This window comes from Solidesulfovibrio carbinolicus (genome assembly GCF_004135975.1).
Lineage (GTDB): Bacteria > Desulfobacterota > Desulfovibrionia > Desulfovibrionales > Desulfovibrionaceae > Solidesulfovibrio > Solidesulfovibrio carbinolicus.
Window position 1 is genome coordinate 875,023 of record NZ_CP026538.1, and the last position, 22,671, is coordinate 897,693.

General features: G+C 61.5%; 13 protein-coding genes, 2 tRNA genes and 3 rRNA genes. 14 read left to right on the forward strand and 4 right to left on the reverse strand.

Features of this window, described 5'->3' with window-relative positions:
- Positions 1-17: 17 nt before the first annotated feature.
- Positions 18-1,067 (forward strand): ribosome small subunit-dependent GTPase A, encoded by a 1,050-nt coding sequence (gene rsgA, locus C3Y92_RS03910; RefSeq protein ID WP_129349682.1) that lies wholly within the window; start codon positions 18-20, stop codon positions 1,065-1,067.
- A gap of 102 nt (positions 1,068-1,169) precedes the next feature.
- Here the strand turns inward: rsgA and purT are convergent, their stop codons facing one another.
- Positions 1,170-2,351, reverse strand: a complete 1,182-nt coding sequence (gene purT / locus C3Y92_RS03915) for a formate-dependent phosphoribosylglycinamide formyltransferase (protein WP_129349684.1) — start codon at positions 2,349-2,351, stop codon at positions 1,170-1,172.
- 670 nt (positions 2,352-3,021) lie between these two features.
- Here purT and C3Y92_RS03920 point away from each other — a divergent pair.
- The 7 genes from C3Y92_RS03920 to C3Y92_RS03950 all read left to right on the forward strand — a co-directional run bounded on the left by C3Y92_RS03920 (position 3,022) and on the right by C3Y92_RS03950 (position 10,937).
- Positions 3,022-4,571 (forward strand): 16S ribosomal RNA (locus tag C3Y92_RS03920).
- 70 nt (positions 4,572-4,641) lie between these two features.
- Positions 4,642-4,718, forward strand: a tRNA-Ile gene (locus C3Y92_RS03925).
- Between the two features lie 8 nt (positions 4,719-4,726).
- Positions 4,727-4,802: transfer RNA gene (locus C3Y92_RS03930), tRNA-Ala, on the forward strand.
- A gap of 63 nt (positions 4,803-4,865) precedes the next feature.
- A 23S ribosomal RNA gene (locus C3Y92_RS03935) occupies positions 4,866-7,789 on the forward strand.
- A gap of 43 nt (positions 7,790-7,832) precedes the next feature.
- A 5S ribosomal RNA gene (gene rrf / locus C3Y92_RS03940) occupies positions 7,833-7,947 on the forward strand.
- The 16S, 23S and 5S rRNA genes sit together here with 2 tRNA genes alongside, the layout of an rRNA operon.
- A gap of 196 nt (positions 7,948-8,143) precedes the next feature.
- Positions 8,144-8,992 carry a cyclase family protein gene (locus tag C3Y92_RS03945; RefSeq protein WP_129349686.1) on the forward strand — a complete coding sequence of 283 codons (849 nt, stop codon included), beginning with the start codon at positions 8,144-8,146 and terminating at the stop codon, positions 8,990-8,992.
- A gap of 481 nt (positions 8,993-9,473) precedes the next feature.
- Positions 9,474-10,937, forward strand: a complete 1,464-nt coding sequence (locus C3Y92_RS03950) for an outer membrane homotrimeric porin (protein WP_129349688.1) — start codon at positions 9,474-9,476, stop codon at positions 10,935-10,937.
- Positions 10,938-11,045: 108 nt separating this feature from the next.
- Here the strand turns inward: C3Y92_RS03950 and C3Y92_RS03955 are convergent, their stop codons facing one another.
- Entirely contained in the window at positions 11,046-11,981 is a 936-nt protein-coding gene (locus tag C3Y92_RS03955; RefSeq protein WP_129349690.1) for a LysR substrate-binding domain-containing protein, read from the reverse strand.
- Positions 11,982-12,115: 134 nt separating this feature from the next.
- Between C3Y92_RS03955 and nikA the strand changes: the two genes are divergently transcribed.
- From nikA to C3Y92_RS03985, 6 genes are read left to right on the forward strand one after another with little or no spacing between them, the layout of a single operon-like run.
- Positions 12,116-13,693: a nickel ABC transporter substrate-binding protein gene (gene nikA, locus C3Y92_RS03960; RefSeq protein ID WP_129349692.1), complete on the forward strand. Its 1,578-nt coding sequence runs from the start codon at positions 12,116-12,118 to the stop codon at positions 13,691-13,693.
- Positions 13,694-13,697: 4 nt separating this feature from the next.
- Positions 13,698-14,630, forward strand: a complete 933-nt coding sequence (gene opp1B, locus C3Y92_RS03965; protein WP_129349694.1) for a nickel/cobalt ABC transporter permease — start codon at positions 13,698-13,700, stop codon at positions 14,628-14,630.
- A gap of 1 nt (position 14,631) precedes the next feature.
- Positions 14,632-15,456, forward strand: coding sequence for a nickel/cobalt ABC transporter permease (gene opp1C / locus C3Y92_RS03970; RefSeq protein WP_129349696.1), 825 nt, complete (start codon positions 14,632-14,634; stop codon positions 15,454-15,456).
- Positions 15,453-16,310, forward strand: a complete 858-nt coding sequence (locus C3Y92_RS03975; RefSeq protein WP_129349698.1) for an ABC transporter ATP-binding protein — start codon at positions 15,453-15,455, stop codon at positions 16,308-16,310. The genes opp1C and C3Y92_RS03975 overlap by 4 nt, the downstream gene beginning before the upstream one ends.
- Positions 16,297-17,076 (forward strand): ABC transporter ATP-binding protein, encoded by a 780-nt coding sequence (locus tag C3Y92_RS03980; RefSeq protein ID WP_129349700.1) that lies wholly within the window; start codon positions 16,297-16,299, stop codon positions 17,074-17,076. The genes C3Y92_RS03975 and C3Y92_RS03980 overlap by 14 nt, the downstream gene beginning before the upstream one ends.
- Positions 17,077-17,136: 60 nt before the next feature.
- The gene (locus C3Y92_RS03985) at positions 17,137-18,447 is read left to right on the forward strand and encodes an MATE family efflux transporter (RefSeq protein WP_129349702.1); all 1,311 of its coding nucleotides are present in this window, start codon (positions 17,137-17,139) and stop codon (positions 18,445-18,447) included.
- A gap of 602 nt (positions 18,448-19,049) precedes the next feature.
- Here the strand turns inward: C3Y92_RS03985 and C3Y92_RS03990 are convergent.
- Together C3Y92_RS03990 and C3Y92_RS03995 are read right to left on the reverse strand one after the other, a co-directional pair.
- Complete coding sequence (locus tag C3Y92_RS03990; RefSeq protein WP_129349704.1) at positions 19,050-19,946, reverse strand: hypothetical protein; 897 nt, start codon at positions 19,944-19,946, stop codon at positions 19,050-19,052.
- A gap of 98 nt (positions 19,947-20,044) precedes the next feature.
- Positions 20,045-22,171, reverse strand: a complete 2,127-nt coding sequence (locus tag C3Y92_RS03995; RefSeq protein WP_165352061.1) for a C25 family cysteine peptidase — start codon at positions 22,169-22,171, stop codon at positions 20,045-20,047.
- Positions 22,172-22,671 lie beyond the last annotated feature (500 nt).

Consider the following 22,671-nt stretch of genomic DNA (forward strand, 5'->3'; position numbering starts at 1 on the left):
CTTGGGGATAGACGATCATGGCAATGCAACAGCTTGGTTTTTTGGTCTGGCATGAGGAAAAAGCCCGGTCCATGGGCCTGGAAACAAACGCCATCGCCCGGGTCTCGGCCGTGGATCGCGGCCTGTATCGGGTCTGGGACCGGACCGGCGAGACATCGGCCGTCCTGGCCGGCCGGCTGGCCCATGAGGCCGGCTGCGGCGAGGATCTGCCCTGCGTCGGCGATTTCGTGGCCGTGCGCGGCCAGGACGGCCTGCGGGTCATCGAAGCCGTGCTGCCGCGCCGCACGGTGCTGCGCCGCAAGGCCGCCGGCCCGGGCACGGACAGCCAGCTCATCGCCGCCGGCGTGGACCTGGCGTTTGTGGTCCAGGCCAGCCGCTACGACTACAACCCCCGGCGGCTGGAACGCTACCTGGCCATGGCTTCGGCCGGCGGCGTCGCGGTCACGGTGCTGCTCACCAAGGCCGATCTGGCCTCGCCCGGGGAATTGGCCGTGCAGATGGCCAAGCTTGAGGAAACGGCCCGGGTTCCGGTGCTGTCCGTCAGCGCCGCCACCGGCGAGGGCCTCGACGCCCTGGCCGGGCTGCTTGTCCCGGGGCTGACCTGCTGCCTGCTCGGTTCGTCCGGGGTGGGCAAGACCACCCTGGTCAACCGGCTGCTTGGCCGGGAGGCCTTTGCCGTGCGGGCGACCAGCGGCACGGGGGAGGGCGTGCATACGACCACCCGCCGTCAGATGGTCCGGCTGGAAGGCGGGGCGCTGCTCATCGACACGCCGGGGATGCGCGAGCTGGGCCTTCTTGGCGACGACGAGGGCCGCCTTGGCGGCTACGGCGACATCGAGGCCCTGGCCCGGGGCTGCCGGTTCGCCGACTGCCGCCACCAAGGCGAGCCGGGCTGCGCCGTGCGGGCGGCCGTGGAAACGGGCGAACTTGAGGCCTCGCGTCTGGAGGCCTGGGGCCGCCTTGGCCGGGAGGCGGCCTTTAACGCCATGACCCTGGGGCAACGGCGGCAAAAGGACAAGGCCTTTGGCCGGATGGTCAAAAGCGTGAAACAAGGGCTGCGGAAATGACGTGCGCGTCGTCCACGCGTCGGAAAGCCCGGCTTTTCGGTGCGCGGCGGCGTTTGACGGCGGCCGGGGAACGTTCCCCGGCCGCCGCTTTTTCTCCTGCGCCTACAATTCCACCTTCACATGAGAGGCGGCGGCGATGGCCTTGGCCTTGGCCTCCTCCACGTCCCGGCCCAGGGCCAGGGCCACGCCCAGGCGGCGCGTGCCGTGGAGCTCGGGCTTGCCGAAAAGCTTGATGGCCGTGTCAGGCTGGGCTAGGGCGGCCGGATCAATGGCGAAACGCGGCGAGGTGGAGTCGCCTTCGCCCAGGATGACCCGGGAGGCGGCCGGCCCGTAGAGGCGGATGGCCGGGATGGGCAGCCCCAGGATGGCCCGCACGTGCAGGGCGAATTCCGAAAGGTCCTGGGAAATGAGCGTCACCATGCCGGTGTCGTGGGGCCGGGGCGAGACTTCGGAGAAGATGACCGCGTCGCCTTTGACGAACAGCTCCACGCCGAAGATGCCGCGTCCGCCCAGGGCCTCGGTGACGGCGGCCGCCATGGCCTGGGCCTTGGCCAGGGCAGCCTCGCTCATGGGATGGGGCTGCCAGGACTCGCGGTAGTCGCCTTTTTCCTGGCGGTGGCCGATGGGGGCGCAAAAGCTGGTGCCGCTGGCGTGGCGGACGGTAAGCAGCGTGATTTCGTAGTCGAAATCGACAAAGCCCTCGACAATGACCCGCCCGGCCCCGGTCCGGCCGGCTGTCTGGGCGTAGTCCCAGGAAGCCTCGGCCGAGGCGGCGTCCCGGGCCACGCTTTGCCCCTTGCCCGACGACGACATCACGGGCTTGACCACGCAGGGAAAGCCCACGGCGTCGCAGGCGGCCAGGAACTCTTCCCGGGTGTCGGCGAAACGGTAGGGCGAGGTGACAAGGCCCAGTTCCTCGGCGGCCAGGCGGCGGATGCCCTCGCGGTCCATGGTCAGCCGCGCGGCCCGGGCCGTGGGCACCACCGGATAGCCTTCGGCTTCGAGTTTTATAAGCTCCTCGGTGGCGATGGCTTCGATCTCGGGCACGATGTAGTCGGGCTTTTCGGCTTCGATGATGGAGCGAAGGGCCGGCGCGTCGAGCATGCTGACCACGTGGCGGCGATGGGCCACCTGCATGGCCGGGGCGTTGGGGTAGCGGTCCACGGCGATGACCTCGACGCCCAGGCGTTGGGCTTCGATGGCCACTTCCTTGCCGAGTTCGCCGGAACCGAGCAGCAATATCTTGGTCGCGGACGCGGTGAGCGGCGTGCCGATGGTGGTCATGGGGGCCTCCTGAAGTGGGGAATGTCGGGCGGCGACAACGTATAAGGGCGGCGCGGCCAGGACAAGGGGTTTTCTGTTCCGGGCCAGAAAACCGTTGACGCCCGCCCGCGCCCCGCGTAGACAGCCCCTCCCGCTGCGGGAAACCGCGCCGGGCCCGATCGGGGGTCGCAAGAAACCTGGGCGGGATTGAAAAAAAGCGTTGACGGGCCGGGTGGGCGAGCGTAGACACGCTCCTTCGCGCCGACGGAAACCGGCGACGCGGACCGAGGAGCAACGGTTCTTCGGGGTGAGTGAAAAAAAAGTGTTGACGGGCCGCGCGGGGATGCGTAGAAGCTCCCTCCGCGCTGCGAAAAACGGCAACGCGGCCGGGTCGCCAAACGGGCGAAACGGTGATTGAAAAAAAGTGCTTGACGGGCCGGACGGGGAAGCGTAGATACGCCCTCCGCTTCGGGAAACCTGAAAGCGGCCGCCGACAAACGAGTCGGCGGGTTTTGAAAAAAAGTGCTTGACGCGGGATTGAGGGTAGCGTAGGTTGCCGCTTCCTGCTGACCGCCGGCAACGGCGGGCGAAGCAACGCGGTCTTTGACAATTAAATAGCGAGTTGGGTGATTTCTGTAAGCCATGCTTAAGATGCGGCAACGCATACTTAGGTTTCAGCTCATAAGGATTTAAACTGGAGAGTTTGATCCTGGCTCAGATTGAACGCTGGCGGCGTGCTTAACACATGCAAGTCGTGCGAGAAAGGGGACTTCGGTCCCTGAGTAGAGCGGCGCACGGGTGAGTAACGCGTGGATTATCTACCCAGATATTCGGGATAACGGCGGGAAACTGCCGCTAATACCGGATACGCTCCAATTTCGGTTGGGGGAAAGGCGGCCTCTGCTTGCAAGCTGTCGTATCTGGATGAGTCCGCGTCCCATTAGCTTGTTGGCGGGGTAATGGCCCACCAAGGCTACGATGGGTAGCTGGTCTGAGAGGATGATCAGCCACACTGGAACTGAAACACGGTCCAGACTCCTACGGGAGGCAGCAGTGGGGAATATTGCGCAATGGGGGAAACCCTGACGCAGCGACGCCGTGTGAGGGAAGAAGGCTTTCGGGTCGTAAACCTCTGTCGGGAGGGAAGAACCTTCCAGGTCTGAACAAGCCCTGGAACTGACGGTACCTCCAAAGGAAGCACCGGCTAACTCCGTGCCAGCAGCCGCGGTAATACGGAGGGTGCAAGCGTTAATCGGAATCACTGGGCGTAAAGCGCGCGTAGGCCGCCTTTTAAGTCGGACGTGAAAGCCCTCGGCTCAACCGAGGAACTGCGTTCGAAACTGGGAGGCTTGAGTCCTGGAGAGGGTGGCGGAATTCCGGGTGTAGGAGTGAAATCCGTAGATATCCGGAGGAACACCGGTGGCGAAGGCGGCCACCTGGACAGGTACTGACGCTGAGGCGCGAAAGCGTGGGGAGCAAACAGGATTAGATACCCTGGTAGTCCACGCTGTAAACGATGGATGCTAGGTGTCGGGGAGCGATCTTCGGTGCCGCAGTTAACGCATTAAGCATCCCGCCTGGGGAGTACGGTCGCAAGGCTGAAACTCAAAGGAATTGACGGGGGCCCGCACAAGCGGTGGAGTATGTGGTTTAATTCGATGCAACGCGAAGAACCTTACCTGGGTTTGACATCCCGCGAATCCTCCCGAAAAGGAGGAGTGCCCTTCGGGGAGCGCGGTGACAGGTGCTGCATGGCTGTCGTCAGCTCGTGCCGTGAGGTGTTGGGTTAAGTCCCGCAACGAGCGCAACCCTTGTCTTTAGTTGCCAGCGAGTAATGTCGGGCACTCTAGAGAGACCGCCTCGGTCAACGGGGAGGAAGGTGGGGACGACGTCAAGTCATCATGGCCCTTACGCCCAGGGCTACACACGTACTACAATGGTGGGTACAATGGGCTGCGAGACCGCAAGGTGGAGCCAATCCCAAAAAACCCATCCCAGTCCGGATCGGGGTCTGCAACTCGACCCCGTGAAGTCGGAATCGCTAGTAATCGGAGATCAGCATGCTCCGGTGAATACGTTCCCGGGCCTTGTACACACCGCCCGTCACACCCACGAAAGTTGGTTCTACCCGAAAGCTCCGGGCTAACCGCAAGGAGGCAGGAGTCTACGGTAGGGCCGATGATTGGGGTGAAGTCGTAACAAGGTAGCCGTAGGGGAACCTGCGGCTGGATCACCTCCTTTTATGGATACGAAAACCCAACTCGCTATTTAATTGCAAGGACCACGCGTCTTTGCAAGTTGCGCACACGATGGGCCTGTAGCTCAGGTGGCTAGAGCGCACGCCTGATAAGCGTGAGGTCGAAGGTTCAAGTCCTTCCAGGCCCACCATGCTTACCGGGGGTGTAGCTCAGCTGGGAGAGCGCCTGCCTTGCACGCAGGAGGCCATCGGTTCGATCCCGTTCACCTCCACCAATGGAGAAACGGGTGCGCGACACTGATCTTTGACAGTTAAATAAGGGATGGGATTTAGGCAAAAGCCAAGTAATTAAGGGCAATCGGTGGATGCCTTTGGCGCTGAGAGGCGATGAAGGACGCGGTAGGCGGCGATACGCACCGGGGAGCAGCCAAACGTGCTTTGATCCGGTGATTTCCGAATGGGGAAACCCAGCAGGAGTCATGTCCTGTTATCCCTTGACCGAATACATAGGTCTTGGGAGGCGAACGCGGGGAAGTGAAACATCTCAGTACCCGCAGGAGAAGAAATCAAAAGAGATTCCCGTAGTAGCGGCGAGCGAACCGGGAAGAGCCCAAACCAGGCGTCTCCGGACGTCTGGGGTTGTAGGGCCTCCATCAAGCGATGCATCATTAGGCAGGGGAAGCGTCTGGGAAGGCGCGCCATAGAGGGTGAAAGCCCCGTACCTGAAACCGAACGTGCCGCTGGAGGTACCTGAGTACCACGAGACACGTGAAATCTCGTGGGAATCCGGGAGGACCATCTTCCAAGGCTAAATACTCCTCAGCGACCGATAGTGTACCAGTACCGTGAGGGAAAGGTGAAAAGAACCCCTGTGAGGGGAGTGAAACGAGAACCTGAAACCGATTGCCTACAAGCGGTTCGAGCCGGACTTGTCCGGTGAGAGCGTGCCTTTTGCATAATGAGCCAGCGAGTTATCCTGTCGTGCGAGGTTAAGGCTAAAATGCCGGAGCCGTAGCGAAAGCGAGTCTGAATAGGGCGAACAGTACGGCGGGATAGACCCGAAACCGGGTGATCTATCCATGAGCAGGTTGAAGCTCGGGTAAAACCGAGTGGAGGACCGAACCCATATGGGCTGAAAACCATTGGGATGACTTGTGGATAGGGGTGAAAGGCCAATCAAACTCGGTGATAGCTGGTTCTCCCCGAAATATATTGAGGTATAGCCTCAGGCAGGAAGGACGGAGGTAGAGCACTGAAAGGGCTAGGGGTCTCACCAGATTACCAAACCCTATCAAACTCCGAATGCCGTTCTTTTATTGTCTGGGAGTCAGACTCTGGGTGCGAAGGTCCAGGGTCGAGAGGGTAAGAGCCCAGATCGACGGCTAAGGTTCCCAAATCCATGCTCAGTGGGAAAGGAAGTGGGACCGCTCTGACAGCCAGGAGGTTGGCTTAGAAGCAGCCATCCTTTAAAGAAAGCGTAATAGCTCACTGGTCTAGTGGTCCTGCGCCGAAAATGTAACGGAGCTAAGCATGGTACCGAAGCCTCGGGCCTATCTTAACGATAGGCGGTAGGGGAGCGTTCCCGGACGGGATGAAGGCAGATTGTAAAGTCTGCTGGACTAACGGGAAGTGATAATGCTGGCATAAGTAACGATAAAACGGGTGTGAAACCCGTTCGCCGTAAGCCCAAGGTTTCCTGGGTAAAGTTAATCTTCCCAGGGTGAGTCGGTCCCTAAGGCGAGGCCGAAAGGCGTAGCTGATGGAAAACAGGTTAATATTCCTGTACCTGTTTGTGTGTGCGACGGAGGGACGCAGGAGGGTAGGTCAGCCGGCTGTTGGAAGTGCCGGTGCAAGCGTGTAGGCTTGGAGAACAGGCAAATCCGTTCTCCTTCAAGGCCGAGACGTGATGCCGTGTCTTACGACTGAAGTGACTAATCCCAGGCTGCCGAGAAAAGCTTCTAAGTTTAGCACAAGCAGACCGTACCGCAAACCAACTCAGGTGGGCGGGGAGAGTATCCCAAGGCGCTTGAGAGAACTCTGGTTAAGGAACTCGGCAAAATGACCCCGTAACTTCGGGATAAGGGGTGCCCCCTATGGTGAAGCATTTACTGCATAAGCCGCGGGGGGTCGCAGTGAAACGGTGGTGGCGACTGTTTACTAAAAACACAGGTCTGTGCGAAGTCGTAAGACGACGTATACGGACTGACGCCTGCCCGGTGCCGGAAGGTTAAGGGGTGGAGTCAGCGCAAGCGAAGCTCTAAACCGAAGCCCCGGTAAACGGCGGCCGTAACTATAACGGTCCTAAGGTAGCGAAATTCCTTGTCGGGTAAGTTCCGACCTGCACGAATGGCGTAACGATCTCCACGCTGTCTCGACCAGAGACTCAGTGAAATTGATGTGGCGGTGAAAATGCCGTCTACCCGCGGAAAGACGGAAAGACCCTGTGCACCTTTACTATAGCTTGACATTGGAGCTTGGGCAACCGTGTGTAGGATAGGTGGGAGGCTGTGAAACCGGCGCGCCAGCGTCGGCGGAGCCATCCTTGAAATACCACCCTCGGTTGTTTAAGCTTCTAACTCGGACCGTTATCCGGTTCGAGGACATTGTCTGGCGGGTAGTTTGACTGGGGCGGTCGCCTCCCAAAGAGTAACGGAGGCATGCAAAGGTTCCCTCAGGCTGATTGGAAACCAGCCGTCGAGTGCAAAGGCATAAGGGAGCTTGACTGCGAGAGAGACATCTCGACCAGGCACGAAAGTGGGCCTTAGTGATCCGGTGGTCCCGAATGGAAGGGCCATCGCTCAATGGATAAAAGGTACGCCGGGGATAACAGGCTGATCGCATCCAAGAGTTCATATCGACGATGCGGTTTGGCACCTCGATGTCGGCTCATCACATCCTGGGGCTGGAGCAGGTCCCAAGGGTTCGGCTGTTCGCCGATTAAAGTGGTACGCGAGCTGGGTTTAAAACGTCGTGAGACAGTTTGGTCCCTATCTTCCGTGGGCGCTGGAGAATTGAGAGGGGTTGTCCCTAGTACGAGAGGACCGGGATGAACGAACCTCTGGTGCACCTGTTGTCGTGCCAACGGCATCGCAGGGTAGCTATGTTCGGAAAGGATAACCGCTGAAAGCATCTAAGCGGGAAGCCTGCCTCAAGACGAGTTCTCCCTGAAGGACCCATGTAGACTACATGGTTGATAGGCCGGATGTGCAAAAGCAGCAATGTTTGAGCAGACCGGTACTAATAGTCCGTTCGACTTGATTTTTGCCAACTCGAATCCCATCCCTTATTTTAACTTATATATTTGTCCTGGTGGTCATAGAGGAGGGGGTACACCCGACCCCATTCCGAACTCGGAAGTTAAGCCCTCCTTCGCCGATGATACTGCATATTCTTGTGTGGGAAAGTAGGTCGCCGCCAGGGCTACTTTTCAAAAGCCCCTGATCAGAAATGATCGGGGGCTTTTTTTATGGTCTTGGGGGCGGGGGGATGTGGGAATCATGGTGCGGTGTTCACTTGGCGAATTCGCCGCCCCGGCTCACGCCCTATTTGACGCCACCGACGAATGGCGGCAGACAACAAGGAGAGTCTTGCCAACGCGTCAAAACGGAGGAATCCGATGCGGCAAAAGTGCCATTCCACGGTGGTGGTGGTGGGGTGTTTCCTGGCGGTCTGGCTTAGTTTATCCCTCGCCCCCTTCGCCCTGGCCGGCGACGCCATGACCCTGGACGACGCCTGGCGGGTCATCGCCTCCAAACGCTTCGTGGACCTCACCCACGCTTTCGCCCCCGGCATCCCCCATTGGAAAGGCTTTCCCGACGAGAAGCGCGAAACCCTCTACGGCTACGAGCCCGGGCAGGGCACGGCCGGCAGCGGCTTTTTCGCCGAAACTTACACCCACGTCGGCCAGTGGGGCACCCATGTCGATCCGCCGGCCCATTTCGTCAAAGGCCTGCGCACCGTGGATCAGATCGACGTCAAGGAGATGGTCTTGCCGCTGGCGGTCCTTGACGTGACCGCCAAGGTCGCCGGGAACCCCGACTACACCGTCACCATGGACGATGTGCGCGCCTGGGAAGCGCGCAACGGCCAAATCCCGGCCGGCGCGTTCGTGGCCCTGCGCACGGGCTGGGGCAGCCGCTGGCCCGATCAGGCGGCCATGCAGAACAAGGACGCGGCCGGCATCGCCCACTATCCAGGCTGGAGCCTGGAGGTGCTCAAATACCTTTATGAAGAGCGCGGCGTCACGGCCTCGGGCCACGAGACCACGGACACTGATCCCGGCTTGGCCGTCTCTCGCGACGACTATTCCCTGGAAACCTACATTCTTTCCCGCAACCACTACCAGATCGAGCTTCTGGCCCATCTCGACGCCGTGCCGGAAGCCGGGGCGCTGGTGGTGGCGGCCTTCCCCAAACCCCGTGGCGGATCGGGATTCCCGGCCCGGGTGTTTGCCATCCTGCCGTAACGGGAAGCCTGGGCGAGCGATACGACTGCACGCGGCAAGCTTCCCTGGTGCGGAGGCCTGAAAAACAATCCGTTGCAGTTCGTCGCCTGTTCCCGGGTTCTGGCCTTTTCCAGCCAAGCGTTGCGCTGCTTCTCCCGCTCCACTTCCTGTTTGCAGCGGCCTTTGTCCCTTGCTGTGTCCTGCTTGCAACGCAGCGTTGCGCCTTGTGGCGTTGTCCGGCCGAAGCCGGCCTGTTATCAACTGCCCTGAGCTGGCGGTAATGACTCTCGAAATCAATCCGCCAGCGCTTCCCTTCCACGCACTATTTGGAACAGACCGGCCAGGATTCTGGGCGGACGGTTCCGACCGGGCCGATGTTTCGCCGCTTGCCTGGCCAGTCCGTTTTCCCGGCGGTTTTGGCGCAGGTCCAGGACGCTGCGGGGAGGGATGGACAGCACTTCGTGCCGGCAATGCTCGTTGTTACCCCAAGGAGGAAGGATTCATGAGACGATTGGCCGTTTGGACGTTCGCCGCAATGCTCGTGCTGGGCGCTTTCGCCCGGGCCGAGGCTGCCTCGGAAGTCAAGATGACCGGCGACGCCCGCGTGTACGGCGTCTTTTTCGCCAACCACAATTTCACCGGCTGGAACACCTCGTCCTGGACCGGGGCCAGCCCCTCGGCCTACAACAAGTCCGGGACCAAGACCGAGGACCGCTTCCAGCTGTGGGAGCGCTTTCGCCTGCGCTCCGACTTCGTGGCCAACGAAGCCGTGAAGTTCCGCCTGGGCATCCGGGTGGAGGACGCCTGGGGCAAGGGCACCCTGACCGCCGCCAACCCCGAGGTTTCCATCTACGTCTACCAGGCCTATCTGCAGTTCTTCGTCCCGGGCTGCGAAGGCGTGGAAGTCACGGCCGGCTTGCAGGAATTCGACCTGCCCCAGTCGTCGATGTTCAACACCTCGGTGGTCTTTGGCGGCAACCGCCTGGCTGCCTTCAACGTCAAGGCCCCCCTCATCGACAAGACCCTGGACGTGGTGGCCGGTTTTGCCCGCCTGATCGACACCAACCGGACTTACGACACCGACACCACCCAGGTGGCCGACGAAATGGACATGTACTACCTGGTCCTGCCCGTCACCCTGGACGGCTTTAAGGCTACGCCTTGGGCCGCCGTGGCCGTGGCTGGCGACAACGCCAACTACTGGACCACCGGCTTTGCCGCCAACCTCGTCTCGGCCGGAACCCTGGTGTCGCCTTCCATGTGGAAAAACGACCAGAACGCCTACTGGTGGGCCGGCGGCGCCTTTGAAATCACCGTCCTGGACCCGGTGAAGTTCTACGCTGACGTGATCTACGGCGCCGGGGCCATGTCCGACCGCAAGAAAAGCAAGCGCAGCGGCTGGTTCATCGACGCCGGCGTGGAGTACACCGGCTGGGACGTGCTCACGCCCCAGCTCTTTGGCTGGTGGTCCACCGGCGAGGACGGCTCCACGGCCAACGGCTCCGAGCGCATGCCGACCCTCTCCCCCAACTGGGGCGCGGGCAACACGTTCCTGTTCGACGATTCCCAGATGCTCGGCAAGGAATCGAACATGGGCGTGTCCCCCATCGGCAACTGGGGCTTTGGGGCATCGCTCAACAACGTCACCTTCATTGAGAAGCTGACCCACCGCCTGACCTTCACCTACGTGCGCGGCACCAACGCCCCCTCGGCCATCCGCAACCTCAATGCCCTGCTCGGCTCCAACCCCTACTTCGTCATGGGCCGCGACCTGACCCAAAACGAGTACATCCTGGCCGTCAACTTCGACCACAAGTACATGATCTACGAAAACCTGGCCGCCGTGGTCGAGACCGGCTGGGCCCACGGCGAATTCCAGGAGAGCGTCTGGGGCAGCCGGCTGGCCAGCAAGTCCCGCGACGGCGATTCGTGGAAGGTGGCCTTCGGCCTGACCTACAAGTTCTAAACATCCGAAGCTGTTGCCGGCCAAAGGCCGGGGCCGCAAGGCTCCGGCCTTTTTTGCGACGCCGCGGCCCCAAGGGAAGGTGGGGTGTTGGCCGGGAGGACAAAAACCTCAGGCGGCCCGGCCCGGCAGGGTCCGGCAAAGCCCCATGACGGCGGGCAGGTTGTCGCCCAGATAGTCGATGAGCGCCCGCACCGACGGCAACATGCCCTTGCTCGACGGGAAGATGGCGTAAACGGTTTCCGCAGGCCCCCGCCAGTCCGGCAGCACGGGCTGCAGCCAGCCGAAATGGAAGGCGTCGCGCAAAAAGCCCGACGGCAAAAGAGCGATGCCCGCCCCGTGGACGGCGGCGTGGTAGCGCGCCCGCAGATCGTTGCATAAAAAGGCCGGTTCGTGCCGGGCCAGGCGGTCCAGGCCGTCGCCGCACGACAGCTCCCAGACCTGGGGCCGGCCGGCCGCGTCGCCGCCTTCGCCGATGGTCTGGAAGCGTCCAAGCTCCTCGGGAGTCCGGGGCTGGCCGCAGCGCTCGATATAGGCCGGGCTGGCCACGAGGCTGTAGACGTCTTCCACCAGCCGGCGCACGACGACATCCTGGGGCAGGGCGTCCATGGGCCGGGTGGTCACGGCCACGTCGATCTGGGCGTCCACCGGATGCAGGTCGCTGTCGGTGGCCAAAAGCTCCACCCGGACCTGCGGATGGGCGGCGATGAACTTGGCCAGGGTCACCGACAGATAATACTGGGCAATAAGCGTGCGGCCGCTCACCCGCACATGGCCCGACGGCTTTTCCCGCAGGGCGGCCAGGGACGACACGGCCTCGCGGATGTCGCGCTCGATGGACTTGCAGTGCTCGAAGAACTGCGTCCCGGCCCGGGTCAGGGCCAGCCGGCGGGAATTGCGATGGAGCAGGGGGACGCCCACTTGTTGTTCCAGGGCCGCGATGCGTCGGCTCAGCGTGGATTTTGATACCCCAAGCCGGCGCTCGGCCGCGCTAAACCCTTGCTCCTCGACAATGATCGTGAAGTAAAACAGATCGTTGTAATCCATGCCTGTCCTTTGTGAAACGCTGCGTTGCGGCGGAGGCTGTTGCCCGCGTCCGGGGCGGCTGGTAATGAACCCTGGATTACAGAAATGATAGCGAAATCCAGAATCAATATCAACACTAACCCCAAGGAGACGTCATGCGTTGGACGCGTCGGTTTTGTGCGGCTTTTATAGGAATGGCGCTGTGTTGTGGCGCAGGCAGCGCCCAGGCGGCCCAGGCCAAGGCGGCTGACCGCGAGCTGGTCGTGGCCAACTACCGCGACATCCGCAATCTCAATCCGCACCTGTATTCCGGCGAGATCTTCGCCCAGAACCTCATTTTCGAATCCCTGGTCATCAACACCGAAAAGGGCGTCGAACCCTGGCTGGCCGAGGGTTGGACCGTGTCCGACGACGGCAAGGTCTACACCTTTTTCCTGCGCAAGGACGTGCTCTTCTCCGACGGCGAGAAGTTTGACGCCAAGGCGGCCAAGCTCAACTTCGACGCCATCCTGGCCAATGGCGAGCGCCACACGTGGCTGGAGATGATCAAGCTCATGGACAAGGTCGAGGCCGTCGACGACCACACCCTGCGCATCACCCTCAAGGAGCCGTACTATCCTTTCCTCATCGAAATCGGCGTTACGCGGCCCTTCCGCTTCATTTCGCCCAAGTCCATGAAGGACGGCTCCACCAAGGACGGCGTGACGAGCTACGTCGGCACCGGCCCTTACGTCCTTAGCGACAACAAAGTCGATCAGGTGGCCACCTTTACGGCCAACGACAAGTACTGGGGCAAAAAGCCGGCCATCAAAACCCTCAAGGCCCGGGTCATCCCGGACAACCAGGCCCGGCTGCTGGCGCTCAAAAAAGGCGAGATCGACCTGATCTACGGCACCAACCTGCTCGACGCCGAAACCATGCGCCAGATGGAAACGAGCAAGGAATTCGGCACGGCCCTGTCCAAGCCGCTTTCCACCCGCAACATCCTCATCAACTCCTCGCGCCCCAACCTCGGCGACAAGCGGGTGCGCCAGGCCCTGCAGCACCTCACCGACCGCAAGGCCGTGTCGGAAGGCATTTTCAACGGCATCGAAAGCCCGGCCGATTTTGTGCTGGCTCCCACCGTCCCGTACTGCAACGTGGGCCTGACCCCCTACGCCTTCAGCCACGCCAAGGCCGACGCGCTGCTGGACGCCGCTGGCTGGAAACAGCCCGCCCCGGGCAAACCCCGCGAAAAGGACGGCAAGCCCCTGGCGCTGGAACTCTACTACAACAGCAACAGCGTCACGGAAAAAGACATCTCCGAGTATCTCCAGGCGGAGTTCCTCAAATCCGGCGTGCAGCTCAATCTCCACGGCGAGGAAGAGCAGGCCTACCGCGACCGCATGAAGGCCGGCGACTTCGACATCGTCCACAACATCTCCTGGGGAACGCCGTATGATCCCCAGTCGTTCATCGGCGGCATGGTGCGCGTCGTCTACGGCGACTACAAGGCCCAGCTCGGCCTGCCGGACAAGCAGAAAATCGACGAAACCATCCGGGCCATCCTCGTCAGCACCGACCCGGCCAAGCGCCAGGAGATGTTCACATGGCTGCTGACGACGCTGCATGACGAGGCCGTCTATCTGCCCTTGACCTACCAGCGCAACCGGGCCGTTTTCACCAAGGACCTCAAGAACGTGACCTTCAATCCGTCCCAGTTCGAGATCCCCTTGGAAAAGATGGCGTTTTAGCATCATGCGACGGTATGTTCTCTCGCGACTGCTGGCCGCCGTGCCCTTGCTCCTGGGCGTCTCGTTTCTGGCCTTCGTCCTGGTGACGCTCATCCCTGCCGATCCGGCCGAGGTGGCGCTGCGGGTCAACGAGATCATCCCGTCGCAGGAACTGATCGAGCTCCATCGCAAGGAGCTGGGGCTCGATCAGCCTTTCTGGGAGCGCTATGTTCGTTGGCTCGGCAACAGCCTGCGCCTGGATTTCGGCCACTCCTACACCAACCACCACCGCACCGTGGCCGGGGAGCTTGGCCGCTGCCTGCCGGCCACTTTGGCCCTGGCCGGCGTGTCCCTGCTTTTTGTCGTGGGCGCAAGCATCCCGCTGGCCGTGGCCAGCGCCATGACCCGGGACTCGCTGTTTGACCGGCTGGTGCGGACCCTGGTCTTTTTCGGCACGGCCATGCCCAACTATTGGGTGGCCTTTTTGGCCATCTGGCTTTTCGCCGTGCATTTCGATCTGCTGCCCACCGGCGGCGACGAGGGCTGGCGGTCCTATCTGCTGCCGGCCTTCACCCTGTCCATGACCTACATTTCGACCTATGTGCGCCTTATCCGCAACACCATGCTGGCCGTCATGCAGGAGCCTTTTGTCCTCTACGCCCGGGCGCGCGGCCTGCCCGAAGCGGCCGTGGTCCGCCATGTGCTCAAAAACTCCCTGCAATCAAGCGTGACGGCCCTGGGCATGAGCGTGCCCCAGCTCATCGCCGGCAGTTTCGTGGTGGAAAACATCTTTGCCTGGCCCGGAGTGGGGCGGCTATGCGTCTCGGCCATCTTCAACCGCGACTATCCCGTCATCCAGGCCTATGTGCTCATGATGGGGGTGCTTTTCATCGTGTGCAACCTCCTCGTGGACATCATAAGCGCCATGATCGATCCACGGCGACAGGCGGAACGGTAACATGCTGCGCAATCTGTTGGAGGACAGGGTGGCCCTGCTCTGTCTGGCCGTCATCGGCCTCACCGTCCTGGCCGGGCTTTTCGCCCCCTATGTCGCGCCCCACGACCCCCTGGCCGGCAATATCCTGTACAAGTTCAAATCCATGTCCTGGAACTATCCCCTGGGTACGGATCAGCAGGGGCGCTGTGTGTTCTCGCGTCTGATCTACGGCATCAAGCCCACCATTTTGCTGTCCCTGCTCACCATGGCCGCCACCATCACGTTGGGCGCGGCCTACGGACTTGTGTCCGGCTCGGCCGGGGGGATGATCGACGAGGCGCTCATGCGCTTTTGCGACGTCATGCTGTCTTTCCCAAGCCAGGTCATGATCCTGGCCGTGGTCGGGATGCTGGGCGTGGGCATGGAAAACGTGATCATCGCCAACATCCTCATCAAGTGGGCCTTTTACGCCCGCATGATCCGGGGCTCGGTGCTTGGCTACCGCAACCGCAACTATGTGGTCTTCTCCCGCACCACCGGCAGCGGTTCATGGTTCATCCTGTCGCGCCACATGCTGCCGGCCGTGCTGCCGGAAATCGTGGTCCTGGCCTCCCTGGACACGGGCTGGGTCATCCTCAACATCTCCACCCTGTCCTTTCTGGGGCTTGGCGTGCAGGCCCCGGCCCCGGAGTGGGGGGCCATGCTCAACGAGGCGCGCCAGGTCATCGTCGCCCACCCCGGCCAGATGCTGGCCCCGGGATTGGCCGTGCTCACCCTGGTGGCGGCCTTCAACATGCTGGGCGACAGCCTGCGCGACGCCCTGGAAATCAAAGGGAGCGGCCGATGAGCGCGCTTTTGACGGTACGCGGCCTGGACGTGGCCCTGAAGACGAAACAAGGCGCGCGGCCCCTGGTTTCCGGCGTGGATTTCAGCCTGGAGCGCGGCGGGGCCATGGGCATCCTGGGCGAGAGCGGCAGCGGCAAGAGCGTCACCTGCCGGGCGCTCATGGGCCTTTTGGGCGAGGGCTTCGCGGTTTCGGGCCGGGCCGAGTTCCAGGGCCGGGAGCTGCTCTCCCTGCCGCCAAAGGCCATGCGGGCGCTGTGCGGCCGGGAAATCGCCATGATCATGCAGCACCCCCTGACCTCCTTTGATCCGCTGTGTCCCGTGGGCGACCAGATGGCCGAAACCTTCCGGTTCCATCTGGGGACCGGCCGGCAGGCCGCCCTGGAGATCGCCCGGGACGCTCTGGCCGCCATGCGCATCCAGGATCCCGGCCACATCCTCACGCTGTATCCCCACCAGTTGAGCGGCGGCATGTTGCAGCGGGTGATGATCGGGCTGACCCTGGCCCTGCAGCCGGCGCTGATCATTGCCGACGAGCCGACCACGGCCCTGGACAGCGTAACGCAGTTCGAGATCATGAAGGAGCTCGTGCGCATCCGGGAGTCCGGCCGCACCAGCCTCATCTTCATCTCCCACGACCTCGGCGCCATGCGGATGCTCGTGGACACGGCCCTGGTCATGCACCAGGGCCGGCAGGTGGAATACGGGCCGGCCGATGCCGTATTCAATACCCCCCAAAGCGACCATGCCCGCTATCTCATCGAAACCCGAAACGCCCTGACCAGCCGTTTTCTGGCATACGCCGGCCGACGCGCCGGTCTGGACCGGGAAAGGGGGTGCTGCCGTGTTGCAGGTTGAAAACGTCCACCTGAGCTTCAAAAAGAAAGGCACGTTCTGGCGCGCCGGGTATAAACCCATCCTCAAGGGCGTGACCTTTCACATGCGCCAGGGCGAGTGCCTGGGGCTTATCGGCGCTTCGGGCAGCGGCAAGAGCACCCTGGGCCGGGTCATCACCGGCACGCTGCGGCCCCAGCGCGGTCTGGCGCGCCTTATGGGCGAAGACATCTATCATATGGACACGGCCGGGCTTTTCGGCCGGGGCCGGGCCAGGACGGGCCTTGGCGGCGTGGTGAGCATCGTCTTTCAGGACTACAACACCTCGGTCAACCCGCGTTTTCCGGTGCGCGACATTCTGGCCGAGCCGCTGCGCGGCACCAAGCTGGCCGGGGACGTGTCCTACTTGAAAGCCCTGCTGGCCCAGGTGCGCCTGCCTGGCGATTACCTTGGCCGCAAGTCCTTTGAACTCAGCGGCGGCGAACTCCAGCGGGTGTGCATCGCCCGGGCCCTGGCCGCCAAGCCGGCCCTGGTGCTGCTCGACGAGGCCGTCAGCTCCCTGGACGTCTCGGTGCAGTTCCAGGTGTTGGAGCTGCTTAAAACCCTCAAGGAACAAAGCGGCCTGTCCTACCTCTTCATCTCCCACGATCTGGCCGCCGTCACCCACCTGTGTGACCGCATCCTGTTTTTCAACGACGGCCGGGTGGTCGAGCAGGTCGATTCCCTGGCCGACCTGGTCAACGTCAAGGACTGCTATTCCAGACAGCTCATCGCCGCCGTTTTGGCCTAGCATTTCTTTCTTCGCCCAAGGCCCGGCCTTGGGCTCATCATGAGCCTTGCGGAGGGTTCCATGACCCATAAAGCCTATCTGTCCATTGCCGTGCCCTTTATCCTGGCCACCATCACCACGCCCCTGCTCGGGGCCGTGGACATGGGCGTCATGGGCCGGCTGCCGGACCCGGCCTACATCGGCGGCGTGTCCATCGGCGTGGTCATCTTCAACACCATCTACTGGCTGTTCGGATTCTTGCGGGTGAGCACCACCGGCATGTCCTCCCAGGCCCTGGGCGCGGCCGACCGCAAGCTGTGCCTGCTGGCGCTTATGCGCCCCCTGGCCATCGCCCTGGCCGTGGGGACGGCCATCATCCTCCTGCAAAAGCCCATCCTGGCCTTTTCCCTGTATTTCATGCGGCCCGAACCGGACGTGGCCAGGCTGGTGGAAACCTATTTCTCCATCCTGGTCTGGGGCGCGCCGTGCGTGCTCGCCAACTACGTCATGCTGGGCTGGCTCATGGGCCAGATCAAGCTGCGGGCTTCCCTTGTCCTGCAAATATCCACCAACGCCCTGAACATCGTGTTGTCGGTGCTGTTTGTCCTGGGCTTTGGCTGGGGCGTGCCCGGGGTGGCCGCCGCCACGCTGCTGGCCCAGACCGGGGCCGTGGCCCTGGGCGTGTGGCTCATCTGGCGGCACTTCGCCGTCCGGCTGGATGAAGTGCCCTGGGGCGAACTCTTCAACCGGCAGGTCGTGGCCGAAATCGTGCGGGTCAACGGCGACCTGTTTATCCGCACCCTGTGTCTGCTCGTCGTCACCAACATGTTCGTGGCCAAGGGGGCGAGCTACGGCAAGGACATCCTGGCCGGCAACGCCATCATCCTGCAGATCCAGTATCTCATGGCCTACTTCTTCGACGGCCTGGCCAACGCGTCCAGCGTGGTGGCCGGCAAGGCCGTGGGGAAAAAGGACCCGGCGCTGTTTGACCGTTGCGTGTCGCTGTCCTGGCAGTGGTGCCTGTACGGCTCCATCCTGGTGTCCGTGGCCTACGGGCTGACCTGGGACGGCGTGTTCCGGCTTTTTACCTCCATCCCGGAAGTGTTGGAGGCGGGCAGGGATTTTGCCCACTGGATGACGGTGTTCCCGTTTTGCGCCAGCGTGGGGCTGGTCTTTTACGGCATCTTCTCCGGCTCCATGCAGACCGCGCCGGTGCGCAACTCCATGCTCCAGGCCTTGGCCTTCTATGTCGTGGCCCAAGTCTGTCTGACGCCGCTTTTCGACAACCACGGCCTGCTGTTCGCCTTTTTGCTCTTTGCCTTGGGCCGGTCGGTGTTTCTGGGACGCTACGTGCCCGCGACCCGGTTGGCGTTTCGCCGTGCCCATGGCTAGTGTCGCGTCCCTAAAAAGCGCAGAAGGTATTTTGCCGAGGATAGACGAACTATGCTGATTTGTTATTAAAAACGCTGACGGAGTTCCGGGGGCGCGATCTGGGGGCCTCCTTGGCGGCGAGGTCGCCTCGGGGGGGGCGGCTGCGGACGCCGCACCGGCCTCATGGAGGAGGTGAACCGCAACCGCCGACGGCGGTCAGAGCTTCCTTGAGCAGGTCCGCATCCAGCCACGGTCTCCCGGTTTCCAGCAACCACCGTTCAATCGTCCGATCGTCGTCGCGGTATCCCCAGGAACCTTGAGGCCCTGTGAGAACCACCCAGCCGTCGCGGATTGTCAGGGATCCCTCGACAGCATCCTGGTCAGGCTGGGTGGTCACAAGCAGCCCGCGATACCCCAGGCCTTCCCCTCCTCGTGGTTCCGGAGGAGGGGAAGGCGGGTCGCGCAGCAGAAGCAACAAGGCCCTGGCCTGCTTCGCGTCAAGCGGCCATGCGGGATTGGGCCTGCCGCTGAAGATATCCAGCTCTACGCGCATAACGACCTATCAGGTTTGGAGACAGTCCTCTCGAAACCGGCGATACGGTTGGCCGGCTTCTCTGAGACGTTCAGCTGACCCGCATGCTCTTGCACGTGTAAAGGTAACCGCAAAACTGGGTGTACGCTCCCCGGTCGCATTTTTCCGGGTCTAGGATGACCCGTTGACTGTTGTCGGTATTCTTCGCTGGCGTCGATCCGGGCTTATGGCCCCAGAACCCCTCGGAGTGTTTGCGGTACCAGTGGTAATCTCGCCCAGGCCAGATGACCATGGCAATGATGTAGCGGGGTTTTTCCGTGTCCGGGAAACAGTTGAAGCGTCGATGTGCTCCGTCTGACAGCGCGCCGCCAACCACGCCATCGCAAGTGAGCGGGGTAGGGTAGCGACCGGAGGCCCGGCCGGGCTGGGCAAAGGTGCCTGTCTTGCGGTTGGTGGCGTAATTGTAGCAATTGTTGCTTCGAAGCACGCCAGGATCCTGGTTCCAGAAGTTTGGATTGAAGGCACTGAATTCGATCTGGCAGGAGACGTCAGCGGTAACGACCTCCATCAGCGGATCGTCCAGCGTAATGCATTGAGCATCAAGAGGCGTGACCAGGTCAGGCAACGCGGAGAGCCGATCAACGATATACTTTTTGAGTTCCTCATCAAGCGGTGAGGGCTGGTCAGCCTTGTCCGAGGGCGCTGTTGCCAGCAGGCGCATGGCCAAGTCCGCGCCGTTCGCCTCATCGACCGCGCCCCCTGACGCGACCTTGAAGATGGAGGGCATGTCGTAGCCCGGGGCTGAGTGATCCTGCAATTGTTCCACGAGAATGCCGCGATAGCCAAGACCGGAAAAGCCTGCGCCAATGTCGGCGACTGCGCCGGGATTGGCCGCGACGGCATCCAATACCTCGCGGGATTTGTCGTTGTCCACAATCCACGTGGGGTTCGGACAACCTGAAAAAATGTCCACCGTGACCTTGAGCATGGCCTACCTCGCAAGCTGATGGTTTATACCCCGATTGCGATGCCCATCGCCGTCTTGAAGCAAACGGACAGGCGCGCCCCCAAGACCGCGTCGCCGTGTCACACCAAGGACAGGGGTTGCTGCACGAACCGATACTCCGGCGCGAAAACACACACGGACAGGCGGCGCGCCTTGAGTGCGTCCAAGGCTTCCCCAAAACTCTTGAGTGAAACCTTGAACTGCGTGGATTGCGGTTCAAGGCGTAAAACCAGATCATCGTCACGCCACAGCGTGACCACGGCCCCCGTGGGACAGTCGGACAAGGTGACGTACAGGTCTTGGCCGTTCACCGCGAGATCGATGCTGAGGTCACGGGGCGGCTTGGTCCAAAGGGCCAGGGTGGGGTCGCCAACCACGTGATAGATCTCGAAATGGTCCTTGATCTCGTCCTTGGAGCCGCTCGAACAAAGGGGCAGGTAGGATTTGGCGTAGTTGAGGATGTCGCCGAGGCGGTGGCCGTAAATTGGATAGCTGGCCGTCGATCCCGGGAAGGTGGGAATCACCCCGGCCCAGAGCGCGTCGAAAAGCGCCCGCATCAGGGCGTCGTTGAGCCAAGTATTGGACACTTCGGTGGCGGCGATGAGCGAAGGCGCGGTCCCGGGCATGGTCAGCACCTTTTCCGCAAAGCATTGCTGGGTGCCGGGCATGCAGAACTGGCCTGTCAAGCAGTTCACGCTATAAAACAGCGATGGCTTTGTGCTCGTAACGGAGTTCAATTCCGCAGTGGTAAACGCCGGTTGATGCCAGCCGTTTTGCATGCCGTGATCACGATGGGCCATGATCAATTGACCGCTGTTGGCCTTGTCGATGAGCATTTTGGTCGCGGCGCCTTGTGAAAGCATGGCCGCCTGGACATCCGGCGGGACTGGCGTGCCGTCGTTGTAAAACCGTGGAGTTGGATGATCGGATACGTAGACTCGTTGAATGTCAAAGCCCAATGGCAACAGATGGTCACGAATTGTCTCTAGCGTTTTGACGTAGTTGCGCTCGGTTCTCCCGTCATAATTCTTATCCTGGAAGTACGCGGCGAACGTCATGCGCCGGTAATAGTCGTCGTCCGCAGGGGGGGCGCTCTCGTATTCGATAATTTGTCGGACCACGACATCGGCCGTTGTCGGCGAGGATACGGGAATCCGGCCGATGGCCAGCCAGGGGAAAACGAGTTCGCCTGGACCGGCGGCGTCGCGGGAAGTCGCATAGTAATAGTCGGTGGCATTTGGCCCGAACGCGGAGGCCGGGATGGTTTCCACGGGGATCGCGTCCACGTCGCCAAGAAGCAGGACGTAACGCAGCCGCGCCTGTCTTTGCCCTCGACGTTGGCGCAAAGCGGCCTTGAGCGCGCTTGCGGTCCCGCCGATTGTCTCCATGGCCGCCGTCTCCACGCGTAATCCCAGTTTCTGCTTCCACAGGGCCAGCTTGGCTGCAGCCGCCGCCAGGGACTTGGGATGGACGAGCAGCAGTTCCGGCCCTACGGCCCGTGTTTGGTCAGGAGCAAGGGGTTCGCCCTCCCTGGGGCTGGCCTCGGCGTAGCGCCTGGGATTGAGCAGCAGGTTCCCGAAAGCCTCCCGGCTGTCTGCCGCTTGGATGCTGGACTCGGGAGTCGTACGCGCCTCGTTGGGCGTGAGAGAGATGGTCACCGTGATCTTCGCATGAGCCCGCAGGCGTTTTAGCGCGGCATTATGCTGCACCGGCCGTACGTGAACGAGCAGCGTGTTGTACGCGTCCATCTCGTAAGGGCCGTCAACCTGTACGAGTTCCGATGGATACCACTGATCCTGGCTGTAGAAACCGGCTTCAAATTCGAACTCCGGTTCCTGGCTTGGCGAGTCCGTGGCTCTGTTTTGTGACGGAAACACGAGCACATCCTCGAATGCGACGGGATCGTCGGCAGCAGTCGTGACCGTGTAGTCGCAGTCATAAGGGATTTGTACGTAACGCCCAAACGACGGCAGCAGGGGTTTGCCGCTTTCGGCCAGGTAGCCCGCCTTGGCGATGTCGATTCCCACAAACGAGAGTCCCACCCCGGCGTCCGGGGGCTGTTCTGTCAGGAAAAATCCGGGGAACTTGTAGCTGATGATGATTTTTCCCTGTGTCTCCTCTAGCGTCACCACAGGCTCCACGCCAAGGATCTCGGCATCCTGATCTTCCGACGCCTCCATCGGCATCAGGCTCTTAAACTCTCGCATGACACCCTCCATTTTGGATTGTCGTCACAGGGAACTCGCCCTGATCACGCAAAAGCCGGAAGAGAATTGTTGCCCCAGGACGAAGAAGTGGAGAACTCAGAACACGAAGCAATCATGAGGGCCAGGAAACTTTCCATCCGTTAACAAGAGGATGTGCTTCGGCCATGGCGTCCGCAATTCTGCGATAAGACAAATGTTCTGACAGTCAGCAAGCTGCATCGGAATTTGGGCAATGAGAAATGTCTCTGCGGTTTTCTAGTGAATTTAGGGAAAATTATTCCATTTGTACATATTTTATAGAGGTAATTCTGGTCTCAAGGGCGTAGTGCCAAGTGATTGCCAGACCATTTTTCGCTGGCCCTATATTCCTCTGTGGGTTTATTTCGTCAAGAGAAATATGGGCTGTTTTGATAAAAAAAACCGATGTTCAGTGGAAGGAGCTTATTATACTGGAAAATTACACGGATATGTAAATATGATACTTAAAATCAGTATGTTAA

Coding starts and splice junctions, on each gene's coding strand:
- purT (WP_129349684.1), bottom strand. CDS start 2,351: ATGACCACCATCGGCACGCCGCTCACCGCGTCCGCGACCAAGATATTG.
- C3Y92_RS03955 (WP_129349690.1), bottom strand. CDS start 11,981: ATGGATTACAACGATCTGTTTTACTTCACGATCATTGTCGAGGAGCAA.
- C3Y92_RS03995 (WP_165352061.1), bottom strand. CDS start 22,171: ATGCGAGAGTTTAAGAGCCTGATGCCGATGGAGGCGTCGGAAGATCAG.
- nikA (WP_129349692.1), top strand. CDS start 12,116: ATGCGTTGGACGCGTCGGTTTTGTGCGGCTTTTATAGGAATGGCGCTG.
- C3Y92_RS03990 (WP_129349704.1), bottom strand. CDS start 19,946: ATGCTCAAGGTCACGGTGGACATTTTTTCAGGTTGTCCGAACCCCACG.
- C3Y92_RS03945 (WP_129349686.1), top strand. CDS start 8,144: ATGCGGCAAAAGTGCCATTCCACGGTGGTGGTGGTGGGGTGTTTCCTG.
- rsgA (WP_129349682.1), top strand. CDS start 18: ATGGCAATGCAACAGCTTGGTTTTTTGGTCTGGCATGAGGAAAAAGCC.
- opp1C (WP_129349696.1), top strand. CDS start 14,632: ATGCTGCGCAATCTGTTGGAGGACAGGGTGGCCCTGCTCTGTCTGGCC.
- opp1B (WP_129349694.1), top strand. CDS start 13,698: ATGCGACGGTATGTTCTCTCGCGACTGCTGGCCGCCGTGCCCTTGCTC.
- C3Y92_RS03950 (WP_129349688.1), top strand. CDS start 9,474: ATGAGACGATTGGCCGTTTGGACGTTCGCCGCAATGCTCGTGCTGGGC.
- C3Y92_RS03975 (WP_129349698.1), top strand. CDS start 15,453: ATGAGCGCGCTTTTGACGGTACGCGGCCTGGACGTGGCCCTGAAGACG.
- C3Y92_RS03985 (WP_129349702.1), top strand. CDS start 17,137: ATGACCCATAAAGCCTATCTGTCCATTGCCGTGCCCTTTATCCTGGCC.